This is a genomic window from Nonomuraea sp. NPDC049129, assembly GCF_040648495.1.
Classification (GTDB): Bacteria; Actinomycetota; Actinomycetes; order Streptosporangiales; family Streptosporangiaceae; genus Nonomuraea.
Window position 1 is genome coordinate 525,347 of sequence record NZ_JBEZDU010000006.1, and the last position, 23,166, is coordinate 548,512.

Consider the following 23,166-nt stretch of genomic DNA (forward strand, 5'->3'; position numbering starts at 1 on the left):
GCTCAAATATGTGAATATCTGCGTGTTTTGCGCCTCAAGTCAGAAGATTGACGAGAAATACCTCCAACTCGCCACAGAGGTCGGCGTCGAGCTCGCCCAGCGTGGCCACACGCTGGTGAGCGGCGGCGCCACCGTCTCGTGCATGGGCGCCATCACCGCCGCCACCCGCGCCTCCGGCGGCCGCACCATCGGCGTGATCCCCCAGGTCCTGGTCGACATCGAGGTCGCCGACACGGGCTCCGACGAGCTGATCGTCACCACCGGCATGCGCGAGCGCAAGGCCGCCATGGACGAGCGCTCCGACGCCTTCCTCGTCCTGCCCGGCGGCATCGGCACGCTGGAGGAGCTCTTCGAGATCTGGACGGCCCGCGTCCTCGGCATCCACGACCGTCCGCTGGTGATCCTCGACCCGTGGGGCCTGTACACGCCGCTGCGGCAGCTCATCGAGAACATGTACGACGCGGGTTTCACCCGGGCCAACGTCTTCGACGCCATCTCCTGGACCACCACGGTCGAGGAGGCGTTCGCGCACCTGGAGGCCACCAGCACGCCGGTTCGGCCCAGCGTCGAGGAGCTCGGCGAGGCCACCGGCTGACCCGTCCCGGGGAGTCCCAAGACGTAACAGGCGCGGCAAGTGCGGGACTCGTGCCTCGATCGTATGAGTACGATGCCAATGTGCTGGTCGTACTCGCCATTGCCGCGCTCGCCATTCTGGCCTGCGTGGTCCTGGTCTCCCTCGGAAGGGGCGGGGAGCTGACCGAGTTCCCGCCGGATGTGCCGCCTCTCGACCTGCCCGAGCCCGGGCAGCTCACGGCGGTGGACTTCATGGCGCTGCAGCTGCCGGTCAACCTGGTCGGCTACCACACGCAGAGTGTCGACGAGACCCTGCGCAGGGCGGCGACGGCGATCAGCGCTCGGGACACCAGGATCGCGGTGCTCGAACAGCGGGTCTCCGAGCTGCTGTCGAGCCGGCTGTACGCGCGCCAGGAGGTCTACGCGGCTCCGGGCGCCGGCCTGCGCACCGACCACGAGCCACCGGCCGCGCCCCGGGACCTCTCCCAGGAGGGGGACTCGGCGGCCGAGCCGCACGACCTGGGAGACCAGCACGCCGAGCCGTCCACGGACGAGCCGCACGACCTGGGAGACCAGCACGCCGAGCCGCCCACGGACGAGCCGCAGGACGCGTCGGCGATGCCCGGCCAGCCGGACGTCGCGGCAGAGCCGGACGCTGTGGTGAAGCCGGAAGACGACGCCACGCCATCCGAGGCGCCGGCCGATCGCACGGCCGCGTTCGACGCCTCGGCCGCGGCAACGGAAGACGAGCCGGTCCGCGACGGTGAGCTGGTTCGCGATGGTGAGCCGGTTCGCGATGGTGAGCCGGTCGCGGTCCAGCCGAGTGACGACGGGGAGCCGATCGCGGCCCAGCCGAGCGACAAGGGGCTGGAGCGCGAGGGTGAGCCGGTGCGGGTGGCGCCGGGCGAGAACAGGGACGAGAGCAAGTGACGCAAGTGCCCGAAGTGATCCGCTGTACCTGGCCAGGGATGGCGGACCCGATCTACATCACCTACCACGACGAGGAGTGGGGCCGCCCGGTCCGGGGCGACGACGGTGTCTTCGAGCGGGTCTCCCTGGAAGCCTTCCAGTCGGGCCTGTCGTGGCTGACGATCCTGCGCAAGCGCGAGAACTTCCGCGCCGCCTTCGACCAGTTCTCCATCCCCAAGGTCGCCGCGTACACCGAGGAGGACGTGACCCGGCTCCTCGGCGACCCCGGCATCGTGCGCAACCGCGCCAAGGTGGAGGCGACCATCGCCAACGCGCGGGCCGCGCTCGACCTGCCCGGCGGCCTGTCCGACCTGGTCTGGCAGTACGCCGACGCCGAGTCCCCGGTCCCCAGGTCGATGACCGACGTCCCGGCCATCACCCCGGCCTCCAAAGCCCTGGCCAAGGACCTCAAGAAGCGCGGCTTCAGATTCGTCGGCCCGACCACCGCGTACGCCCTCATGCAGGCCATCGGCCTGGTCAACGACCACATCGAGGGCTGCGTCGCCCGGCAGGCACAGCCGTAGCGGATTCAGCGGCCGTGGAACGTCGGCAGCTCCTTGGCCAGGAAGGCCCGCGTGGCGTCGAGGTGGTCCTGGGTGGCCACGCACTCGTCCTGCAGGTCGGCCTCCACGGCCAGGGTCTCGGGCAGCGAGTGCGTCGCGGCGTAGGCCAGCGCGCGCTTCGTGGCCGCGAACGCCCTGGTGGGCCCCGCCGCCAGTCGTACGGCCAGCTCATGGGCGGTCTTGAGCACGTCGTCGGCGGGCACCACGCGCGTGACCACGCCCAGTTCGAGCGCGCGGGCCGCGCCGAGCGGCTCGCCGAGCAGCAGCAGCTCGGTCGCCCGTCCCAGACCCACCAGGCGGGCCAGCGTCCACGACGCGCCCGAGTCGGGCGCCAGGCCCACCCCGGCGAACGCCATCGCGAACTTGGTCTTGTCCGAGGCCACCCGCAGGTCGCAGGCGAAGGCCAGCGAGGCGCCCGCCCCGGCGGCCACGCCGTTGACCGCCGCCACGACCGGCTTGGCCATCGTGGTGATCAGCTCGACGATGGGGTTGTAGTGCGCGCGGACCGTGTCGGCCAGGCCGCGGCCCGCCTCCAGGTTGTCGGCGTGCTCGCGTAGGTCCTGGCCCGCGCAGAAGGCCCGTCCCGAGCCGGTGAGCAGCACCGCGCGCACCTCAGGGTCGGCGGCGGCGCGGCGCAGCGCGTCGAGCAGGGCCGCCTTCACCTCGGCCGTCAGCGAGTTCATCGCCTCGGGCCGGTCGAGGGTGATGGTGGCGACGGCATCGGTCACGTCATAGCGGATCAAGGCAGCTCCCTGTCGACGAACGCGGCGGCCGCGGGCAGCAGGCGGACCGCCTCCTGCTCGAAGTAGGCCCTGGCCTTCTCGCCCGGCCAGGCGGACGGCAGCAGCTCCGGGGGGAGGCCGGGGTCCCGGAACAGGAAGTTGCGCCATCCGTGCACGAGTTTGCTCCTGGTCGCGAACACCTGATCAGCCGGGGCGCCGCCGGGCAGCGCGCCGACCAGAGTGACAGCTTCCGACAGCCAGTGCTCGTACGCCGCGCCGATTGCGGTCAGATCCCAGGCGCGGGCCACCAGCTCGCGCGGGTCGCCCTCAAGCGCCGCGTCGAACCTGTCGGCGCGCACACCCTCGCCCTCCAGCAGGTTGTCCAGCTCGATCGACGAACGCGGGCCGATCCACGTCGTCTCCGACAGCGCGGCGTACCCCAGGAAGGTCAGGTCGGCGCGGATCCGTTCCCTGCGCGGACGGTCCTTGACCGGCTCGAGGACGATCAGGTGCCACCGGCCACGCCAGCTCAAAGTTCCGGCTCGGTAAATTCTCAAGGCGGCTTCGTCCAGACGTCTGACGCACTTCGGCGTAAGTCCGTAACCGGCGCCCTGGGGCAGCCTGACGGGCTGCAACCAGCCCTGCCGCACCATACGGGAAACGGCCGTCCGCACGGCCGGGGCGGCGATTTCGAGGGGCTTCATGAGCCGTACGAGAGCGGCCACGGACGCCTGTCCACCGCGCGAGCGCAGGTGGTCTCCATAGAGGTCGAACAGAGCGGCGCGAGCATGCACGAAGTCCAGTTTGGCCGCCTTCGCCAGCATGGACAACGCATTCTGGGAGGAGATCGTTACCCATGAGCGCTCTCGATGCGGGAGAATAGGACATCACAGATGACGTGAATGCGTCGGCCATCCTCAGGGGCGGCCGGAAACCGCGGGCCGCGGGAGCCCAAGGCAGGAAGGGATGCACGCATGGCGGCGATGAAGCCGCGGACCGGCGATGGTCCGCTGGAGGTCACCAAGGAAGGGCGCGGCATTGTCATGCGGGTCCCCCTGGAGGGTGGCGGCCGGCTCGTCGTGGAGATTTCCGCCGACGAGGCGAAGGCGCTCGGCGAAGCGTTGAAGAACGTCGTCGGCTGAGAGCTCCCGAGACACAGGTCGTTCCACGGCCCTGGCGTGCGTCCGCGCCAGGGCCGCTGACGTTTGAGGGGGATTTCCGTGCCCATTGAGACCACGGCATCGGTGGTGGCCGACGTACCAGCGGACGTCGAGCTGCTCGCCGTGCCCTATGACGCCGATCTCGCTCCCGCCGTCGAGCTGGATCTGCACGTGCCGACGGCCGCCCTGTTGGCGCACTATGACGCCAAGGGAGAGGCGGGTGAGGTGGTGGAGGTCCCGGTGGCGCGGGCGGACGGGGTCGGCCGGGTGCTCCTGTACGGGGTCGGCGACGGCTCGCCGCGCGCCCTGCGCAAGGCGGGCGCCGCGCTCACCCGCAAGGCCAAGGGCAGGGAAGCGCTGGTCGTGGTGACGCCGGCGGGCGACGTGACGGCCTTCACCGAGGCCGCGCTGCTGGCGGCGTACACCTTCAAGATCGGCGAGCCGGGCAAGCCGTCCGTGCGGGCGCTGACGTTCGTCGGCGCCGACGAGGACGCGGTGCGGCGCGGCCAGACCGTCGCCCAGGCGGTGGCGCTGGCCCGAGACCTGACCAACACGCCCGCGTCGGTCAAGAACCCGCTCTGGCTGGCCGAGCGCGCGGCCGAGCAGGACGTGCCGGTACGCGTCTGGGACGAGGAGCAGCTGCAGGCGGGCGGCTTCGGCGGCATCCTGGCCGTCGGCCGGGGCTCGGCCAACCCGCCCCGCCTCATCCAGCTCTCCTACACCCCGGCCGAGCCGAGCGATCGGCATGTCGTGCTGGTGGGCAAGGGCATCACGTTCGACTCGGGCGGCCTGTCGCTCAAGCCGAACGAGAACATGAAGACCCAGAAGACCGACATGGCGGGCGGCGCCGTGGTGATCGCCGTCATCTCCGCGCTCGCCCGGCTGGGCGCGCCCGTGCGGGTGACCGGCCTGATCGCGGCGGCCGAGAACATGCCTTCCGGTACGGCCCAGCGGCCCAGCGACGTCATCAAGCACTACGGCGGCCGCACGGTAGAGGTGCTCAACACCGACGCGGAGGGGCGGCTGGTGCTGGCCGACGCGCTCGCCTACGCCGACGCCGAGCTCGACCCGGACGCGGTGGTGGACATCGCCACGCTCACCGGGGCGATCACCGTCGCGCTCGGCCGCGGCTACGGCGCCGTCTACGCCACCGATGACGATCTCGCCCAGGGGCTGGTCGAGGCGGGGCAGGCCAGCGACGACCGGCTGTGGCGGATGCCGCTGATCGACGACTACGCGCCGGCGCTGGAGTCCTCGATCGCGGACCTGGCCAATGTCGAGAGCGGTTCCACCTATGGGGCCGGGTCGATCACGGCGGCGTTGTTCCTGAGGGAGTTCGCGGGCAAGCGGCCGTGGGCGCACCTGGACATCGCGGGCGTGGGACGCAGCACCGTGAACGAGGGCGTGCTCACCAAGGGCGCGACCGGGTTCGGGGTGCGCGTGTTGCTGGAGTGGCTGACGCGCTAGGACAACGTGTGTTTGGCGCTATGAGGCGGTCTTAACGGCGGCGAGCAGGCCGTCGCCCAGGGGCATCAACAGCGAGCGCAGGCGGTCGTCGGACTGCACCAGCTTGCCCAGTTCGCGTAGCGCGACCGTGTCGGGGTCGCGCTGCGCCGGGTCGGCCACGCGGTTGTGCCACAGGACATTGTCGAAGGCGACGATGCCGCCCACGCGCAGCAGCCTGACCGCCTCGGCCAGGTAGTCGGCGTACTCCTGCTTGGCTCCGTCGGCGAAGACCATGTCGTAGCCGCCGTCGGAGAGCCGGGGCAGTACGTCGAGGGCCCGGCCGGTGATCAGCCGCACCCGCCCGCCGGAGAACCCGGCCTCCGCGAACGCCTGCCTGGCCAGCCGCTGATGCTCCGGCTCCACGTCGACACTGGTCAGTGTGCCGTCGGGGCGCATGCCGCGCAGCATCCAGAGACCGGAGACGCCGCAGCCCGTGCCGATCTCGACGACCGACTTGGCGTTGACGGCCGTGGCCAGGAAGCAGAGCGCCGCCCCGCCCCCGGGAAGGATGGGCGTGGCACCCATTTCCAGGCCGCGCAGGCGCGCCGCGTGCAGGATCTCATCCTCATGATGGAACTGCTCCGCATAGGCCAGAGTGGCCTCTACCGGACTGGTCATCGGCCTCCTCCCCCCACTTTCGTGCGATTGGTCACCGATCGCAGCCTAGGGGAGACACGCCGGGACGGGAACTCAAGACGGCCGTGAGGCGTTGCAGGTTTAAACGGGCTTTGCCGGTCCGGAAGGCAGGCAGTACGCACGAAGGGACGAAACCAGGCACTATGGCGGTAGCGGTGGTCCCAATGAGAGGAGTTCTGGTGGACGAAAGTGACCACCAGGCCGATACTCCCGTGTCTGACTGGACGCCTCCCACCTGGGAGGAAGTGGTGCGGACTCATTCCGCACGTGTATACCGGCTGGCGTATCGCCTGACCGGCAATGTCCACGATGCCGAAGATCTCACCCAAGAGGTCTTCGTGCGGGTCTTCAGGTCCCTGTCGAGTTACACCCCCGGAACGTTCGAGGGCTGGCTGCACCGGATCACGACGAACCTGTTCCTCGACATGGCGCGGCGCAAGCAGCGCATCCGGTTCGAAGGACTCGCCGACGACGCGGCCGAACGGCTGCGCGGGCGCGAGCCCTCACCGGCGCAGGCGTTCGACGACGCGCACCTTGAGCCGGACATCCAGGCCGCGCTCGACGCGCTCGCACCGGAGTTCCGGGCCGCGATCGTGCTGTGTGACATCGAGGGTCTGTCGTACGAGGAGATCGCGGCCACGCTCGGCGTCAAGCTGGGTACGGTCCGAAGCCGTATTCACCGTGGCCGGGCGCAGTTGCGGGAGGCGCTCGATCACCGGGCCCCCCGTAATTCCCAACTCCCCCCGCCATCATTCCCGTCGGGAACCCGTGGGGAGGAAGTCTGATATGTCGCATCTTGGAGAACGCGTTTCCGCGCTCGTGGACGGTGAGTTGAATCACACCGAACGCGACCGCGCTCTAGCCCATCTGACCTTCTGTGGCGACTGCAGGCGGGAGGTCGAGTCGATGCGGGCGCTGAAGTCGCGCCTGCGCTCGCTCGACGGCCCGGTGATGCCGGCCGATCTCACCATGTCGTTGCTGCGGATGTCCGAGCCCGGTGGCCCGTTGCCCCCCAGGGAGCGGCCTTTCCCTACCCGGACGTTCGGCGGAGTGCCCATCCCTGGGCCGCACAGCATCGCTCCGCTGGACAACCGCCCGCGCAGGGACGCGACTGGTGGCGGTTCGGGCCCTGGTCGCGGGGGTAGGCGGCGCGGCGCGTACGTGGCGGTCGGCGTGGTCTCCGCGGCCGTCGCGCTCGGCACCTTCTTCGCCGTCTCGGGGGTCGGTCAGAGCGCCCAGGCGCCGCCGGTCGAGCTGTTCGAGCAGGCGCGGCACACGCCCACTTCGTCGCCGACCACTACTCTGCCCACCGCCACGCCCTGATCTCACGCCCACTCTCAGGAATGCCTGGGATACTCGAGTGGCGTAGTCGACGGCGTCAGGGGCATACGATTTGAGTTCGGGAATCTGTCAGGTGTCCACATATGTTGGCTCATTGCCTGACAATTGCTTTACGACTCTCGTATGCCGTTCACGCCAGGATTGCGGTGTCCGAGGCAAGGAGTGGTGAGATCTAGATGACCGACGAGACGCGCCCACCAGAAGGACGCATGCCGTCGGACTTCCCTGAGCCACAGGGGCGGCCGGAGTTCCTGCCGGCCGACGACCAGGCCGAACAGTCTGGATGGCGGTCCGAGACGGCCTCCTCCGAGAGCGGCCGGTGGGGTGACCCGTCAGGCCGCCCCGGAGACACCGCGTCCTATGGCAGCCCCTCCTACCCGCCTCCGGCCTCGTACGCGGCTCCGGCCTCGGGCCAGGGACCGGCTGAGGAGCCACCGCCGCCCAACAGCACCCGCACCTACGAGAGCCCGTTCTTCGGCAACTCGGCGGGCCCGCCGCCGTTCGGTGGCGGCGACAAGCGCCCGCCCCCGCCGCCCAACGCGCTCGGTATGGGCGCGGGCTGGGCGCCACCGCCCGGCGGCCTGACGTCGGCACCCGCTCCCAGGCGCGGCCCCGGCACGGGCGTCCTGATCGTCCTGGCGGTCGTCATCGCCCTGGTCGCCTCGGGGCTCGGCAGCGTCGGCACCTACCTGCTGACCAGGTCGGGCGGCAGCGGCACCAACCCTTCCTACAGCCTCGGCCCCATCCCGAGCGGCGCCACGAACCGGGCCCCCGACTCCGTCGCCGGAGTGGCCGCCCGCGCCCGGGCCAGCGTGGTCTCGCTGGAGGTCAACGCCAGCAGCGCCGAGGGCGTGTCGGGCTCCGGCTTCCTGATCAAGGACGGCTACGTGGTCACCAACAACCACGTGGTCGCCCCGGCCGCCAAGGGCGGCGACATCCAGATCATGTTCAACAACCGCAAGACCACGAAGGGCCGCATCGTCGGCCGTGACCCGGGCTCCGACCTGGCCGTGGTCAAGCCGGAGGAGACCTTCGGCACGCCCGAGATCACCCTCGGCAACTCCGAGGACGTGGTCGTGGGCGACCCGGTCATCGCGATCGGCTCCCCGCTCGGCCTCACCGGCACGGTGACGACCGGCATCGTCAGCTCCCTGAACCGCCCGGTCATCGCGGGCGACGAGAGCGGCACCAGCACCGAGGAGCCCGCCTACATCAGCGCGATCCAGACCGACGCCGCCATCAACCCCGGCAACTCGGGTGGCCCGCTGGTCAACGGCAAGGGCGAGGTCGTGGGCGTCAACTCCGCGATCGCCACGTTGAGCCGCTCCATGAGCAGCCAGGGCGGCAGCATCGGCCTCGGCTTCGCCATCCCGGTCAACCAGGCGCGCCGCGTCGCCGAGGAGATCATCACGACCGGCAAGGCCAAGCGCCCGAAGATCGGCATCGTCCTCGACAAGGACTACAAGGGCCAGGGCGTACGCATCGCCTCGGGCCCGACGGAGGGCCGGCAGCCGGTCGACGCGGGCGGCCCGGCCGCCAAGGCGGGCCTCAAGGCGGGCGACGTGATCATGGAGATCGACGGGCTGATGCTGCAGGACGGCAACGAACTGATCGCCCTGATCCGCAGCAAGTCTCCGGGCTCCAAGATCACCATCAAATACCAACGCGCCGGCCAAGACCGCACCGCCACCCTTACCGTTACTGCGGATGACACCCCGGCTCCGACGCCGTCCTGATCGTCCTGGTTCCTCCAGAATCGCCGTGTGGGTGCGCCTCTGCCAAAGGGGCGCTCCTCCGGTGGAGGTGGCCGGCCGCTGTGACGAGACGGTGCGACCGCTCTACGGCTTTTCACAGCTTTTACGGCAGGCACGGTGAGCCCCAACCGCCGTTCGGGGTCGGCCTCTGTCCAGGGAGACGCTCCTCCGGTGGAGGTGGCCGGGCGCCGTGACGAGACGGTGAGACCGCCCGCGTGGTCTTGCTGAACCGAGACGGGGGCTGGCGACCTGGCCGGGGCGGTTTGGCCTTAGTCTTGAGGGGTCGGGTTGTCCCCGGTTTGGTTGGACTGCGGTAGGAGCAAACGGTGTTCGGACTCGGGTGGATGGAGATCTGCGCGCTGGTCGTCATCGCGCTGCTCGTCTTCGGTCCCGACAAGCTGCCTCAGGCGGCCTCGCAAGCCGGCAAGACGCTGCGCAACCTGCGCCGGATGGCCAACAGCGCACGCGACGACCTGCGGGCGGGCCTGGGCCCGGAGTTCTCCAACTTCGACCCCAGCGACCTCAACCCCAAAAACTTCGTCCGCAAGCACCTGCTGGAGGACGAGGACGATTGGGCCAACAAGCCCCAGCAGCTGGAGCCCGTCACCACCTCTTACGATCCTGAGCCGGTCGACGAGCTGGGCTACGGCGAACTGCCTCCCTACGACGCGGAAGCGACCTGAGCCTGGGTACGGCGCGGTCGTCTACGACCGGACCTAGACCGTGGTGCCGACTCCTGGGAGTGCCGGGTGAGTCAGTCGGGTCCGACGGCGCGGTTCAACAGGGCCATGAGCTGCCGCAGTTCGCTGTCGGTCAGCGCCGCCAGCGGGGTCTTCTCCAGCGCCGTCCGGACCAGTTCGTCGCGGACCTCGCGGCCCTTGGCGGTCAGGACCAGGACGCGAGAGCGGCGGTCGGCCGGGTCCACGGCGCGCTCCACCATGCCCCGGTCGGTGAGCTGGTTGGTGATGAAGGTCAGGTTGGGGGCGTTGCAATAAAGGCGTTCGGCCATCACCTTCATCGAGGGTGGCGGCTCTTCCGGGTCGATGGCCCAAAGCGCGTGGAATGTCGCCGGTGTCAGTTGGTGCCCGGCCAGCGCGTGCCCGATCAGGTCGTTGGTCCGCATCCAGATCTCGTGGGTCGCGGCCACCACCGCGGTGAGCTCGGGCGTGGTCATATCGCCATCCTATAGACGTTTCGCGAATTGAAGGATCGTACTAGCGTCGATGCTTCGAGGCTTGAAGCAGCGGCGGTCTGGCGGGCGGCGGCGTCCCACCGGCCCCGTGTGCCCCTTCGGTCAGGCGTAGCACGACCGGCCCTGCGCCCCCAGCACCGGAGTGGGCGCCCGCACCCACGGAGCTACCGCAGTTCCGGCGTCATCCGCATTCACCGCTTGAGCAATTGTCCTTGTCGTGCCGGACGATGAGCCCCCAGCCGGGCAGGGCCGCGGCCGGGAATCCTCACGTGGTCGCGGCCGTTGTCAGCGATGTGGGGCCGATCAGGTCCCGCCCGGACGAGACGCGCCGTACCCGGCCTGCAAAGACGACGCTCCTTGGAGAAAGGGGCTGTCATGGCCTGGGTCATGATCATTGTCGCCGGTCTGTTCGAGGTCGCCATGGCCTATTCGCTCAAGCACAGCAATGGATTCTCCGTACTGCTGCCGAGCATCGGCTTCTTCGTCTTCGCCGTGCTCAGCTTCGGCCTACTGGCATTGGCGCTCAAGACCCTCGAGATCGGTACGGCTTACGCGGTCTGGACAGGCATCGGTGCCGTCGGCACGGCCGCTCTCGGCATGATCGTGCTGGGAGAAAACGTGTCCCTCCTCAAGATCGTCTCGATCGCGCTGATCCTTCTCGGTGTTGTCGGTCTCAACCTGGCGGGTGGCGGCCACTGACGCCTTGGCACCAGGTGCCGGTCCGAGGCCCCCGGGGGCGTCGTCGCGGGTGCACACGCCCGTGGAGCTGCGCGGGCGTGCGGTAATGATCCTTTCTAGTTCGCCGGTCCGCTCGCTAGGTATTTCTTCTCTACTCTGTGCTACTGTGTAGTGGTACTCGGTACTACAAAGTACTAGGGGAAATCGAAGAGGAACCACGATGGACGACCTGACGGAGATGCTGAAGGGCACGCTTGAGGGCTGCGTGCTTGAAATCATCGGCAGCGAGGAGACCTACGGGTACGCCATCACGCGTCGGCTGAACGAACTCGGCTTCGCCGACGTCGTCGAGGGGACCGTTTACACCATCCTGTTGCGGCTGGAGAAGAACAAGCTCGTCCAGGTGACGAAACGACCGTCCGGGCTGGGCCCGCCGCGCAAGTTCTATGCGCTCAACGACGCGGGGCGCGAAGAGCTCGCGAGGTTCTGGGCGAAATGGGAGTACGTCACATCACGGATCGACAAGCTCAAGGAGGGCGGGAGATGAACTTCTGGGAGGCCATGACAGGCAGCGATCTCACCAGGGACTGGAAGGCGTTCGAAGCCCGGGCCGCGACATTGCCGGCCGAATACCGGGCGGCGTGGGAAGAGATCAAGGGTCATCTTTTTCCCTACGGGGACTTCTCAGGTCGCAACCTGATGCCGATCCTCGACAGCGCCCTGGGGCTGCTCGAAGAGACAGCGGCCGATGAGCAGAGCATTCACGAGGTGCTGGGTGACGACATCGCGGGCTTCTGCGCGGCGCTGGTCGGCGGAGAAGGGGCTCGGGGCTATCGCGACCGGTGGCGCGAGCAGTTGAACAGGAACGTCGCAAGGAAACTGGGCCGGCTGGGAGGCTGACGTGGGCATCCAAGACATCATCGAGGGCAAGAAGCAGTGGCGGGCGCACATGGCGCGGGTCAAGGCGCTCCCGCCGGACTACCGGATCGTCTACAAGGAGATTCAGAAGTACCTCTTCAAGGTCGGACCGATCGACTTGTTTGACGGGTCCCTGCTCTCAGGGATCCTCGATTTCTTCGAGGAGGGCGTCGCGGCCAACAGGGGAATCCTGGAACTCATCGGCAACGACGTCGCTGCCTTCTGCGACGACCTGATCAAGGACTCGCGCACCTACGCGGACATCTATCAGGAGTCCATCAGCGGGGAATCCGGGACGGCCGAGAAGTAACACCCGTCGACCGGTGCCAGGCGGAGTTCTTCGGGCCTCTGGCCATCGACAGCCCGCTTGCCGCCGCGCGCGCCGAGTCGCGCCGCTTGTCTCCCGCCGAAGCCGGCGTCGCGGTCGCCCGCGGCGCTCGGCTGGTGGACACCCGCCCGCGCGTCCAGCGGGCGGCCGACGGTGAGATCCCGGGCCCGGGAGGGCTCTGTGGACGCCCAATCGCCCCTAGGGAGGCGTACCAGGCCGCGGCGGATCGGGCCTGCCGCGGTGTTGTGTCAGCGTCCGTGTCAGCACGGCAACGGGCTGGTATCAGCGCATTCGGCGATGGTGGACGCCATGAACAGTTCAGCGAACGCACTCGTGATCGCGGGCGCTTCCGCCTCGTCCGCGACGATCGAACTCTCCAGTGAGCCGGCGGAGCCCGTCTTCGCCTAAGGGATGACGGACTCGCTCACGAACAGCGATCAGGCCGCCCGCACCCACACGCACAATCCTCCGCTATTCGGTGTTGTTAAGTACTAGTAGTCAGTGCTACTTTGTACTGGTAGCCAGCAACGCTAAGTAGCAGCCCGGGGGATCTACGAGCGGAACCGCTTCGCCACTGCCATCGAGCGCGCCGCCGGCGAGAACACCACGACAAAGGACAGGACAGACTGATGACGACACAGCAAGCTGCGGCGATCCAGGTGCAGGGCCTGGAGAAGGCGTACAAGGAACTGCGGGTGCTGCGCGGCGTGGACTTCGACGTGGCGCGGGGCAGCATCTTCGCCCTGCTCGGCTCCAACGGGGCCGGCAAGACCACGGTCGTGAAGATCCTGTCCACGCTGCTCAAGGCCGACGCGGGGACGGCACGGGTGAACGGCTTCGACGTCGCCACCCAGGCCGCGGACGTACGCGAATCGATCAGCTTGACCGGGCAGTTCGCCGCCGTCGACGAGATCCTCAGCGGGCGGGAGAACCTCGTGCTGGTCGCCCGGCTGCGGCATCTCAAGAAGCCCGGCGAGATCGCCGACGACCTGCTCGCCCGCTTCTCGCTCACCGACGCGGGCGGACGCAAGGTCGCGACGTACTCCGGCGGCATGCGCCGGCGCCTGGACATCGCGATGAGCCTCATCGGGAACCCGCCGGTCATCTTCCTCGACGAGCCGACCACCGGCCTCGACCCCCAGGCCCGCATCGAGGTCTGGCAGGCCGTCAAGGAGCTCGCCGACCGCGGCACAACGGTGCTGCTCACCACGCAGTACCTGGACGAGGCCGAACAGCTCGCCGACCGGATCGCGATCCTCCACGAAGGCCGGATCATCGTCAACGGCACCCTGGACGAGCTCAAGCAACTGCTCCCACCCGCCAAGGTCGAATACGTCGAAAAGCAGCCGACCCTCGAGGACGTCTTCCTCACCCTCGTCGGCACGAAGGCATAAGGAACAAAAATGAGCAAGCATTTCTTCACCGACACCACCGTCCTGCTGGGACGATCCCTGCGCCACATCACGCGCAGCCCGGACACCATCATCACGACCGCGATCATGCCGATCGCCATGATGCTGATGTTCGTGTACGTGTTCGGCGGCGCGATCAGAACAGGGTCGGATTCGTACGTGAATTACATGCTGCCCGGCATCCTGCTCATCACGGTCGCCTCGGGCATCGCCTACACCGCATACCGGCTGTTCATGGACATGAAGGGCGGCATCTTCGAGCGCTTCCAGTCCATGCCGACCGCGCGCTCGTCGGTGCTGTGGGCGCACGTGCTGACCTCGCTGGTCGCCAATCTGATCTCGCTCGTGGTCGTGACGCTCGTCGCCCTGCTCATGGGCTTCCGCTCGGGGGCGGGAGTGCTGGCGTGGTTGTCGGTGGCGGGCGTCCTGATCCTGTTCACCCTGGCGTTGACCTGGATCGCCGTCATCCCCGGCCTGTCAGCCAAGACCATGGAAGGCGCCAGCGCCTTCTCCTACCCGCTCATCTTCCTGCCGTTCCTCAGCTCGGCATTCGTGCCCACCGACACCATGCCCGGCCCGCTGCGCGTCTTCGCCGAGAACCAGCCGGTGACCTCCATCGTCAACGCCATCCGCGCCCTGTTCGCCCAGCAGCCGGTCGGCACCGACATCTGGATCGCCCTCGGCTGGTGCGTCGGCATCCTCGTCGTCGCCTACGCCTTCGCCATGAACACCTACCGCCGCAAGATCTCCTAGGCCACGTGCGGCAGCCGCTGCTCCTCTCGGAAGCCAGTTGGCGGGAGTCCACGCGGGCGGTCTCACCGTCTCGTCACGGCGGTCGGCCACCTCCACCGGAGGAGCGTCTCCCTGGACAGAGGCCGGCCCCGTGTGGCGGTTGGGGCCCACCGTGCTTGCCGTAAAAGAGCTGTAAAAGCGGAAGTCAGCCGTTGAGTGCGGCGGAGAGGGTTACCACCGCGCTGACCAGGAGGGCCGCCAGCACCACCTTGCGGAAGCGCTCCGGATCGATGCGGCGGAAGACCGCGTTTCCGGCGAACCACCCCAGCTGCACGATCGGCAGGCCCACCACGCCGATCCAGATCGACTGGGTGTTCACCTCGCCGGCCACGGCGAATCCGACCAGACTGAGCACGCTGGTGCCGGCGAACACCACCGAGAGGGTGGCGCGGAACTTCGTGGGGTCGTAGCCCATACCCTGGAAGGCGGCGACCATCGGCGGCCCATTGGTGCCGGTCGAGGTGGAGAGCGCGCCGGAGATGAAGCCGACTCCCACCAGTACGGGAACATTCCCCGGCACCTTCACCCGCCGCCACACCATCACCGTGCAGCCCAGGACTCCGACTCCGATGAGGGCCGTGAGCACTCGCTCCGACGTCACTCCGTACACCCAGAGGCCGAGCGGCATGCCGAGCACAATGCCGGCCATGGCGATCATGGCCACCTTCCACTCGGCGTGGTGACGCTGACGCACGGCGATCGTGACGGTCATGGCCAGGGCGGACATCGTCGTGGCGACCACCGCTGTATGAGGGTCGACCGTGAGGGCCAGTAGGGGAGTGGCGACGAGGGCGTACCCGAATCCGGTCACCGCGTGCACTGTTGAAGCGATCAGGATAATCACGGCGGCAGCTAGCAGCGTGGACACCTGCCACACTTTGCCATGATCTACTGAAATGAACCAGTATTCTCGGAAAATTTGCCTCTGGCGGTTGATGTTGCGATATATGGAGACTGTCCGGGATGGGGTAGTTACACGTTGGTAAATGGTTGGCCCTTGTACTTCGTCACTTGTCAATAGGAGCGAATGAAATGGGTGGTCAGGAGCCTGCGAGCTACATTGTCAGCCCGGCACTCGATGGTGGCCAGGCCGTCATCTTCGTTCCCGGTCTGGGCGGCCGGACGAAGTTCGTGGAGCGGTGGAACGAGCCGGGCCGGGAACCTGTCGTCCGCCGGGCCACCTGGAGCGAGCCGATGAATGTGCCCTCCGTTGACGAGCGCGGCGCGGCGCTCGCGACCCTCATCGCGGACTCTGGCGTCACGGATGTCGTGCTCGTGGGCCACAGCATGGGCGCTCTGGTCTGCCTGGAGGCGGCCAAGCACCTGGAGCGACAGCTTCGCGGCGTCGTCGTCATGTGCCAGTACCCGCCGCATCGCACGCCTGTCTCGCCTTTGGCGGAGCTGCCGGACCGGGCATTGGCCGAGGAGTTGGAGGCGCCGTCACACATCATGGAAACGGCGGCTCTCCCCGAGTACGCACGTCTCTGGCGGTCTGAATATCAGCTGCTCAATCGCTATCTTGAGACAGATTCGCGCCCGATGCTCAACGCGCCGATAATCGCGGTCGGTGCCAAGGATGATGCGAGCTCCTGGAACACCGAGTGCCTCAATGACTGGAGCCAGTACACGACGGAATGGCTGTCGGTCCACATGATCGACGGCGGCCATCAGATCGTCGAGCAATTGCCTCCCGAGACTCTTCACGAATGGGTCAGGAAGGTTCGTGGCTGAACGCCGCTATGACGTCAGCCGGTGCAGTTCGGCGGCCAGCTCGGCCACTGTCGGGTGGTCGAAGATCACCGCGATGCCGACGTCCACGCTGAACGCCCTGCGGATCTCCTCGACCAGACCCACCGCGGCGAAGGAGTCGCCGCCCAGCTCGAAGAAGTCCTCGTCGGGGCGGACCGACTCCACACCGAATTCGGCGCACCACATCTCCGTCAGCCGAGCCTCGAGCGACACCTCGTCCGATGGCGCTCCATCCGAGACCCGCTCGGGCGCACGTGCCATGGCCGTCGGTTGTTCGGCGGCGTCGGCGGCGTCTGGCATGTCCTCGGGGGAGTTCTTCAGGACCGAGTCTTCCCCCGACATGGTGATCGCCACTTGCCTGTGGCTGGGCCGACCCAGGAGGCGCAGCAGCATGCCGACCCCGGTCGCGGGCGTGATCCCGTCGTCGGGCGACGACGGGGCATCGGCGCCTCGCTCTTCACGAGAAGTCTCGGAGGCGACCATGGATTCGTCGACGCGGCGCATCGTGAAGCCCCTGACCTCGACGGCGACGTCACCGCCGGCCGTCAGTACGTCGATGTCCGCCACGATCGTGTCCGAACCGCTCGGGCGTCGGCGGATATGGCTGTAGGCGAGCCCCGGTATCGGCCGGTGCACCACGATCGACTGGTACGCGAAGGGCGCGTGCGGAGGCTCAAGGTCAGGATCCCGCGCCAGCGACACCGCCGCGTCCAGAAGGGTGGGATGCAGCGCGTGCTCGTCGAGCTCATGGCCGAACGCCTCGGGAAAGGTGAGTACGGCGAGCTTCGTGCTGATGTCCTCTCCCGAGGTCCAGATCTCCTCTCCCGGCCATCGCGGCCCGATGGTGAACAGCCGGTTCTCAGCGTCGTTCACGGGTATCCGCCGCTCGGGCAGCGACGCGCGCAGCCCGTCCAGGTCCACCGTGTCCGCCCCGGCGTCCACCAGCAGGATCTCCCCCGTCGTGTGGACGCGGTAGCCGTCAAGGGAGTCGGGGGAGAGCGGCGCGGTGCGAACGGTGAATCGCCAGAGGTCCTCGTGCGGTTCGAAGCCGACCTCGAGTGACACGGGCTCCGGGGTGGTGATCGGCTTCCGGAAGACCATGTGGCGCAGCTGCGCGGGCCGCCCGTTCGGGCGATCGATCGCCTCGTGGAAGGCGCGCAGGACGAAGTCGACCTGGGCCGTGCCCGGCAGTACCGGTACGCCGTCCATACGGTGTTCGTCCAGGATCGGATAGTTCTCGGCCGACAGCGGGGTCGACCACCAGCGCACATCCGATGGCGCGTCTTGCGGTGGCCGCCCTTGACGGGCAGCCATACCGACCTCGGCCCACGAGGGCCAGTTGATGGTCATCGAGGCGCAGCCTGCCAAGGGCTGCCGGCGTACCACCGCATCGAGGAAGGCGTTCGCCGCGGCGTAGTCGGCGCCGCCGACCAAGCCCCTGAGCGCCGCGCGGCTGGAGAAGGCCACGAAGAAGTCGAGGTCCGCCCGGCCTTGCAGCACCTCGACCAGCGCCAACGTACCGTGGACCTTTGGCGCGAGCGTTCGCGACACCTGCTCCCGCGTCCGGAACTGGAGCATGCCCCCTCCCGCCACGCCGGCCAGATGGAAGACGCCGTTGATCCCCCCGAAGGAGTCCGACGCCTGGTCGATCACCCGCCGCAGCGCGTCCACGTCGGTCACGTCGCATGCCTCGACGCGGCACTCGGCGCCGAGAGCCCGGATCTCGGCGAGCTCGGCGTCGTGTCCGTCTGTCACATGGCGGCCCAGCAGCAGCAACCGTGGTTGCAGACCGGTGTCCGCCAGGCCACGCGCCACGGCCAGACCGAGGCCGCCCAGCCCGCCGGTGATGACGTAGGCACCCCTGTGACGCAGGTCGACAGGGCCCGCACCGTCAGGGACGAACTCCCGCTCGCCGGGCACCCAACGCCGATCCCCCCGCAGGGCGACGATCTCGGATCGCTTCCGGCCGCACAGCTCCGCGACCAGCCGCTCGTCGGTCACGCCGCCCTGGATGTCGATGAGCTTGCACATGGCGCGGGGGTTCTCAAGGATGTAGCTCCGCAGAAGTCCGAGCAGCATGGCTCGCACCGGGTGCACGGTCTCGCCGCCCGTCACGTCCGCGGACAGCTCGGTGACGACCAGGACGTCGCGAGCGCGCTTGTCGGGCGCCCGTCGCGCCGCTTCCTGCAGCAGCTCGACGATCCGCTGGAAACCGGTGTCGAGCTGGGCGTCGATGTCGCTCAGGTCGGGTTCGGCCAGGCCGCCGCCGAGCTGCGTCGCGTCGATGATGAGCTCCGGGTATCGCTGCGAGTCTCTCAGCTCGTCCAGCAGCCGGACGACGTCCGCTTCGTGGCGGGGACGGATCACGAACTCCGAGCCCCGAGCTCCCGAATAGGAGGCACCGTGCCGTACCAGCAACGCGTCATCCCACCCAGCCTTGCCGAGCAGGGCGACCAGCTCGGCGGCTCGTCGCGCGTCGTCGGGCAGGAATACCAGTGGCCGGTCCCAGACGTCGGTGTGCCCGGCCGACTCGGCCTCCACCCACGTGGGCAGACGGAACACCGCACGGCCCGCTGGTTCCCGCGCCTCGTGGACGGGCGCGGGGCCGCTCGGAGACTCGATCCAGTACCGCTCGCGCTGGTACGGGTAGCCCGGCAGAGGTACGCGTTCACCCGTCGCGGCCAGCGCCGACCAGTCCACATCAGCGCCCAGGGTCCACAGCCGGGCCAGCGCGTGAAGGAACGAGGCGCGTTCGGTGGCACCCTTGGACGGCCCGCTCGGGAGCGTCGGCACCGTCAGATGCCGCTTGGCGCGTACCTGAGGATGTGAGCGCGCCAGGGTGGTGAGCGTCCGCCCGGGGCCCACCTCCACCAGCACCCGGTCACCGTCGGACAACACGGCCTCAAGCGCCTGCTTGAACAGGGCGGGTTGGGTGAGCTGCCGGCTCCAGAAGTCCACGCCGCTCACCAAGCCGCCTGTGGACGCGGAGTAGAGCTTCCACCGAGGACGACGTAACTCGATACCGTCGAAGGCCGGACGCGCGCCTCCGGGTGACTCGCCCAACGCTCGGGCTCGGGCGCTCACCAGCCGTACCGCTTCCGGGAGGGTGAACACCTCGGCGAGCGTCGCGGCCGCGAACTCCCCGATGCCGTGGCCGAGCAGCGCGTCCGGCTCGATGCCCAGCGCCAGCCACAGCCGTCCCAGCGCGTACTCGACGCTGAAGAGCGACGGCTCTTCCGGCGCCCGCTCCCAGACCTGCCGCTGGGGCAGGCCGCAGGCATCGAAGAGAGCGAAGCACTCGTCGAGTGCCTCACTGAACGCTGGTTCGGTGCGATAGAGCTCCGCCGCCATGTGGGCGTGCTGCGCCCCTTCGCCCGGGAACAGGAACACGGTGCTTCGGTCTGCCTGCTCCTCCGGGGTGACGATTCGCCGCCCGTGGTCACGCACGGCATTGGCCGCGTCGGACATGCTCTCGACCACCACAGCGCCTCGCACCGGGTGCGGCGTGCGCCCCTGCCGCAGCGTGAACGAGACGCTGGAGAGCGGGTCCGCGCTCTCCTTGAAGGAACGGGCAAGTTGCTCCGGGTACGCCTCGGCCGCGGACGGCGTCCGTCCCGACCACACGATCAGCTGCGTGGGCTCCGGAGCCGGGTCGACCGTACGGGTCGGCGCCTCTTCGAGGATCGCGTGCGCGTTCGTGCCACCGATGCCGAACGAGCTGACCCCCGCCAGGCGTCGCCGGCCGGCCGATCGAGGCCAGGGCCGCAGCGTGTCGTTGACGAAGAACGGTGAGTTCCCGAGCTCGAGGAACGGGTTCACCTCCGCGAAGTTGACGCTCGCGGGGATCTGCTCATGATCGAGCGACAGCGCCGCCTTGATCAGCGACGTGATCCCTGACGCGTGACCCAGGTGGCCCACATTTCCCTTGATCGATCCGATGGGACACCGCCCGGGCGCGAGTCCCGACGTCGCCCGAGCGCTGAACGCCTTTCTCAGCGCCGCGATCTCGATGGCATCACCCAGCCGAGTCGCGGTGGCGTGTGCCTCCACGTACCCGATGTCCTCGGGACCCACGCCGGCGAGCTCCATGGCTCTCAGCACGACCTCCGCCTGCCGATCGGCACTGGGCGCGGTGAAGCCGACCTTGTTCGCGCCGTCGTTGTTGACGGCCACGGCCCGGATCACCGCGGTGATCCGATCGCCGTCGGCCATGGCGTCGGCGAGCCGCTTGAGCACCACGACGCCGACGCCGCTGCCGAAGATCGTGCCGGTGGCCGCCGCGTCGAAGGGACGACAGTGGCCGTCCCGGCTCAGCGGGCCGTCCTGGGCCCACCAGTAGCCGTGACCGACCGGGAACTCGACGTCGGCACCGCCGGCCAGAGCGACGTCGCACTCGTGGAGCCGGAGCGCGTTCACGGCGAGCTGTACGGCCACCAGGGAGCTCGAACACGCGGTCTGCACGGTCATGCTGGGGCCGTGCAAGTTCAGCTTGTACGAGACCAGCGTGGACGCGCTGTCGGGGTTGTTCCACATGCCGGCAGCCATGCCGGAGGCACTCCGGAGTACCTCAAGGTTTCCGAGGACGCGGCCGACCCCGTAGCGGTTCGCGGCGACCGACGAGAACACGCCTGCCCTACCGAGCCTCAAGGCGTCATAACCGGCGTTCTCGACAGCGGCGTGCGAGGTCTCCAGGTACAGCCGTAGCTGTGGGTCGCACACCTCGGCCTCACGCCGGTTCAGGCCGAAGAACCCGGCGTCGAACAGGTCGATGCCCTCAGGCTCGGCCACCGCCCGCACGTATGCCTGGTCGTCCAGCGCTTCCCGCGACACGCCGCTCGACCGGAGCTCGTCCTCGGACGGGAAGCGCACCGCCTCCTCGCCGGCCACGAGGTTCCGCCAGAGCCGCTGGGTGTCGACCGCTCCCGGGAAACGACCGGCCATCCCGATGATCGCGATCGGCTCAACGAGGTTGCCCATATCGTCCGTCCTCCGATTCGCTTGCTGCCGCTCCATACGAGGAGCGAGCCGTCGCGGGGTCAGGACACGTCGTCCAGGTTCTCCCGCAGGTAGTTGGCAAAGGCATTCAGGGTGGGATAGCGAAAGACCAGCAGGGGAGAGATCTCCGTTCCGAGCTGTACGGAGACCTCCGACACGAACCGCATGAGGGACATCGAGGTGAAGCCGGCCTCGAAGAAGCCGTCGTCAGGGTCGATCCGGCCGTCGCTCCGGCCTTGGCCGAGAGCGGACCGCGCGCTCTCGTGAAGCACCTCCCACAGCGTCGCCGCCCGGTCCTCAGCCTGCGCGGCGTCCACGACCGCCGGTTCGTCCGGCGATGAGTCACGCACCTCGATGCTCGAGGGCACGACCGCGGGGTCCAGGTGGTCGTGGAGCGCCGCACGAAGCTCGTCGCCGTCGATCGCCGTCGTGGAGCTCCGTACGACGGTCAGGCGTACGGATCCGACTCCGCTGCTGTCTTCGACGAACGTCGCCACCGCTTCGGCGACACCGGCGACCAGCGCGGCCGCGCCCTCGATCTCGTCCAGCTCCACCCGCGTGCCGTTGACCTGGACCTGCCGGTCCGCCCGCCGTAGGAAGCACATCGAGCCGTCCGGTAGCCGACGGACGATGTCGCCGGTGTCGTACCAGCGGCCGTTAGGGCCGGTAGTCAGCAGCGGGGTCCCGTCCGTGTAGCCGAGTGCGCAGGCGGCGGCTTCCACGTGCAGTCGGCCTTCCGTACTCTCACCGTCGGACGCGTCGATGGGAACGATCTTGACCACGGCATGGTCGAGCGCGCGTCCGATGGGAACCGGGTCCTCGCTCGCCACCCCCTTACCGGGCGGCACCTGGTGCACGCACACGACCTGCGGCGTCTCCGACGCGCCGTAGCAGTTGGCGATGGTGGCCTGTGGGGCGAACCGTGCCGTCGACCGCAGCGCCGCTGCCGTGAGCCGGGCCCCCACCGAGCAGACCAGCCGCAGGCTGTCGACGGGAAGCCGCGACGAGCCCGCCATGAGCTGGAGGAGGACCGGCGAGCCCTGGAGCACGGTGATGGAATGCTTCGAGAGCCAGGCCGCCAGCAGCCGGGGATCCGCGGCCGTGCGACTGTCGGGAATGAACAACGTCGCACCGGTGAGCCAGGGTGCGATGAGCTCCCGCAGGCTCGGATCGTGGCCGGGTCTGCTGAGAAAGGCGATCCGATCGGATTCGTCCATGGGCAGTTCCTTGAAGAACGCCACACTGGCGGCCTCGAAGGCCGCTCGTCCGACGATAATGCCCTTGGGCCTGCCCGTCGTGCCGGACGTGAAGAGGATATGACTGACTCCTCCCACGTCCTCTTCGGTCTCTTCGTCCTCTCTGTCGAGTCCATCGAGGCGCGCCGGTGACGGGACACCGTCGTCCAGGAGTTCCAGGCCAGCCGGGGCGGACGACGGTCCGAAGGTCGCCACGGCGTCAGTGGCCGTCAATGCTGCACGCACCCGCTCGGCACCCCAGTCTCCCAGGATCGCCGGGACGGCTCCCGCGCTCCAGAGCCCCACGATCCGCGCGACGAACTCCGGGCTCCGGTCCGCCGGTACGCCCACCACGCGGCCCTTCAGATGGTGACCCCGTACGACGCCGCTGATGTCCTCGCTGAGCGCGGCGACGTCGCCGAAGGTGATGCCACGATCCTCGTGAACCAGGGCGACCCTGCTCAGGTCACGAGGCACCCGTCCGAGAAGCCCCGGCGGGACAGCGCTGGTGGCGGTGTTGGTCGCAGTGTTGGTCGCGGTGTTGGTCGCGGTGTTGGTCGCGGTGTTGGATGTGGTGCTGGTCGTCGTTCTGGTCGTGTCACGGACGGGGCCGGCCGGCTCGTCCACTCGGCTCACGCTAACC

Annotated in this window: 23 protein-coding genes and 1 riboswitch; of the genes, 16 read left to right on the top strand and 7 right to left on the bottom strand. The window is 68.6% G+C overall.

The features are described from left to right. Positions 1–10: 10 nt before the first annotated feature. From AB0B64_RS22000 to AB0B64_RS22010, 3 genes are all read left to right on the top strand, one after another. On the top strand, positions 11–595 hold the full coding sequence (locus AB0B64_RS22000; RefSeq protein ID WP_357944238.1) for a TIGR00730 family Rossman fold protein: 585 nt from the start codon (positions 11–13) through the stop codon (positions 593–595). 80 nt (positions 596–675) lie between these two features. Further along, entirely contained in the window at positions 676–1,503 is an 828-nt protein-coding gene (locus tag AB0B64_RS22005) for a hypothetical protein (RefSeq protein WP_358179327.1), read from the top strand. Positions 1,504–1,508: 5 nt separating this feature from the next. Beyond that, a complete protein-coding gene (locus AB0B64_RS22010) occupies positions 1,509–2,066 on the top strand; it encodes a DNA-3-methyladenine glycosylase I (protein WP_357944614.1) in 558 nt (185 codons plus the stop codon). A 5-nt stretch (positions 2,067–2,071) separates the two neighbouring features. On the opposite strand, the gene AB0B64_RS22015 is transcribed toward AB0B64_RS22010, so the two are convergent. Then, positions 2,072–2,848, bottom strand: a complete 777-nt coding sequence (locus tag AB0B64_RS22015; protein ID WP_357944243.1) for an enoyl-CoA hydratase-related protein — start codon at positions 2,846–2,848, stop codon at positions 2,072–2,074. Further along, the gene (locus tag AB0B64_RS22020; protein ID WP_357944246.1) at positions 2,845–3,651 is read right to left on the bottom strand and encodes a PaaX family transcriptional regulator C-terminal domain-containing protein; all 807 of its coding nucleotides are present in this window, start codon (positions 3,649–3,651) and stop codon (positions 2,845–2,847) included. Before AB0B64_RS22020 ends, AB0B64_RS22015 begins: the two co-directional genes overlap by 4 nt. 150 nt (positions 3,652–3,801) lie before the next feature. Between AB0B64_RS22020 and AB0B64_RS22025 the strand changes: the two genes are divergently transcribed. Beyond that, positions 3,802–3,969: a DUF3117 domain-containing protein gene (locus tag AB0B64_RS22025; protein WP_020545024.1), complete on the top strand. Its 168-nt coding sequence runs from the start codon at positions 3,802–3,804 to the stop codon at positions 3,967–3,969. A 78-nt stretch (positions 3,970–4,047) separates the two neighbouring features. After that, on the top strand, positions 4,048–5,454 hold the full coding sequence (locus AB0B64_RS22030) for a leucyl aminopeptidase (RefSeq protein WP_358179329.1): 1,407 nt from the start codon (positions 4,048–4,050) through the stop codon (positions 5,452–5,454). An 18-nt stretch (positions 5,455–5,472) separates the two neighbouring features. Here the strand turns inward: AB0B64_RS22030 and AB0B64_RS22035 are convergent, their stop codons facing one another. Beyond that, on the bottom strand, positions 5,473–6,111 hold the full coding sequence (locus AB0B64_RS22035) for an O-methyltransferase (RefSeq protein ID WP_357944250.1): 639 nt from the start codon (positions 6,109–6,111) through the stop codon (positions 5,473–5,475). Between the two features lie 161 nt (positions 6,112–6,272). Between AB0B64_RS22035 and sigE the strand changes: the two genes are divergently transcribed. From sigE to AB0B64_RS22055, 4 genes are all read left to right on the top strand, one after another. Next, positions 6,273–6,914 carry an RNA polymerase sigma factor SigE gene (sigE, locus tag AB0B64_RS22040; RefSeq protein ID WP_214639755.1) on the top strand — a complete coding sequence of 214 codons (642 nt, stop codon included), beginning with the start codon at positions 6,273–6,275 and terminating at the stop codon, positions 6,912–6,914. Between the two features lies 1 nt (position 6,915). After that, positions 6,916–7,452 (top strand): zf-HC2 domain-containing protein, encoded by a 537-nt coding sequence (locus AB0B64_RS22045; RefSeq protein ID WP_357651909.1) that lies wholly within the window; start codon positions 6,916–6,918, stop codon positions 7,450–7,452. Positions 7,453–7,646: 194 nt separating this feature from the next. After that, complete coding sequence (locus tag AB0B64_RS22050) at positions 7,647–9,206, top strand: trypsin-like peptidase domain-containing protein (protein WP_357944252.1); 1,560 nt, start codon at positions 7,647–7,649, stop codon at positions 9,204–9,206. A gap of 344 nt (positions 9,207–9,550) precedes the next feature. Next, the gene (locus AB0B64_RS22055; protein ID WP_357944255.1) at positions 9,551–9,907 is read left to right on the top strand and encodes a sec-independent translocase; all 357 of its coding nucleotides are present in this window, start codon (positions 9,551–9,553) and stop codon (positions 9,905–9,907) included. Positions 9,908–9,978: 71 nt separating this feature from the next. Here the strand turns inward: AB0B64_RS22055 and AB0B64_RS22060 are convergent, their stop codons facing one another. After that, complete coding sequence (locus AB0B64_RS22060) at positions 9,979–10,398, bottom strand: MarR family winged helix-turn-helix transcriptional regulator (RefSeq protein WP_358179331.1); 420 nt, start codon at positions 10,396–10,398, stop codon at positions 9,979–9,981. A 309-nt stretch (positions 10,399–10,707) separates the two neighbouring features. After that, a riboswitch (guanidine-III (ykkC-III) riboswitch) is annotated at positions 10,708–10,773 on the top strand. An 18-nt stretch (positions 10,774–10,791) separates the two neighbouring features. Here AB0B64_RS22060 and AB0B64_RS22065 point away from each other — a divergent pair. The 6 genes from AB0B64_RS22065 (at position 10,792) to AB0B64_RS22090 (ending at position 14,505) form a co-directional block, all read left to right on the top strand. Further along, entirely contained in the window at positions 10,792–11,115 is a 324-nt protein-coding gene (locus tag AB0B64_RS22065; protein ID WP_357944260.1) for a multidrug efflux SMR transporter, read from the top strand. Positions 11,116–11,314: 199 nt separating this feature from the next. Continuing rightward, the gene (locus AB0B64_RS22070) at positions 11,315–11,641 is read left to right on the top strand and encodes a PadR family transcriptional regulator (protein WP_357944262.1); all 327 of its coding nucleotides are present in this window, start codon (positions 11,315–11,317) and stop codon (positions 11,639–11,641) included. Then, positions 11,638–11,994, top strand: a complete 357-nt coding sequence (locus AB0B64_RS22075) for a DUF1048 domain-containing protein (RefSeq protein ID WP_357944264.1) — start codon at positions 11,638–11,640, stop codon at positions 11,992–11,994. Before AB0B64_RS22070 ends, AB0B64_RS22075 begins: the two co-directional genes overlap by 4 nt. Position 11,995: 1 nt before the next feature. Next, on the top strand, positions 11,996–12,322 hold the full coding sequence (locus tag AB0B64_RS22080) for a DUF1048 domain-containing protein (RefSeq protein ID WP_357944267.1): 327 nt from the start codon (positions 11,996–11,998) through the stop codon (positions 12,320–12,322). A gap of 647 nt (positions 12,323–12,969) precedes the next feature. Then, a complete protein-coding gene (locus AB0B64_RS22085; protein WP_357944269.1) occupies positions 12,970–13,734 on the top strand; it encodes an ATP-binding cassette domain-containing protein in 765 nt (254 codons plus the stop codon). 9 nt (positions 13,735–13,743) lie between these two features. Further along, a complete protein-coding gene (locus tag AB0B64_RS22090; protein ID WP_357944271.1) occupies positions 13,744–14,505 on the top strand; it encodes an ABC transporter permease in 762 nt (253 codons plus the stop codon). A 184-nt stretch (positions 14,506–14,689) separates the two neighbouring features. Here the strand turns inward: AB0B64_RS22090 and AB0B64_RS22095 are convergent, their stop codons facing one another. After that, complete coding sequence (locus AB0B64_RS22095; protein WP_357944273.1) at positions 14,690–15,421, bottom strand: sulfite exporter TauE/SafE family protein; 732 nt, start codon at positions 15,419–15,421, stop codon at positions 14,690–14,692. Between the two features lie 155 nt (positions 15,422–15,576). Here AB0B64_RS22095 and AB0B64_RS22100 point away from each other — a divergent pair, with 155 nt between their 5' ends. Further along, a complete protein-coding gene (locus tag AB0B64_RS22100; RefSeq protein ID WP_357944275.1) occupies positions 15,577–16,275 on the top strand; it encodes an alpha/beta fold hydrolase in 699 nt (232 codons plus the stop codon). A gap of 6 nt (positions 16,276–16,281) precedes the next feature. On the opposite strand, the gene AB0B64_RS22105 is transcribed toward AB0B64_RS22100, so the two are convergent. Both AB0B64_RS22105 and AB0B64_RS22110 read right to left on the bottom strand, forming a co-directional pair. After that, positions 16,282–21,270: a type I polyketide synthase gene (locus tag AB0B64_RS22105; RefSeq protein ID WP_358179333.1), complete on the bottom strand. Its 4,989-nt coding sequence runs from the start codon at positions 21,268–21,270 to the stop codon at positions 16,282–16,284. 59 nt (positions 21,271–21,329) lie between these two features. Next, entirely contained in the window at positions 21,330–23,159 is a 1,830-nt protein-coding gene (locus AB0B64_RS22110; RefSeq protein WP_358179334.1) for an AMP-binding protein, read from the bottom strand. Positions 23,160–23,166 lie beyond the last annotated feature (7 nt).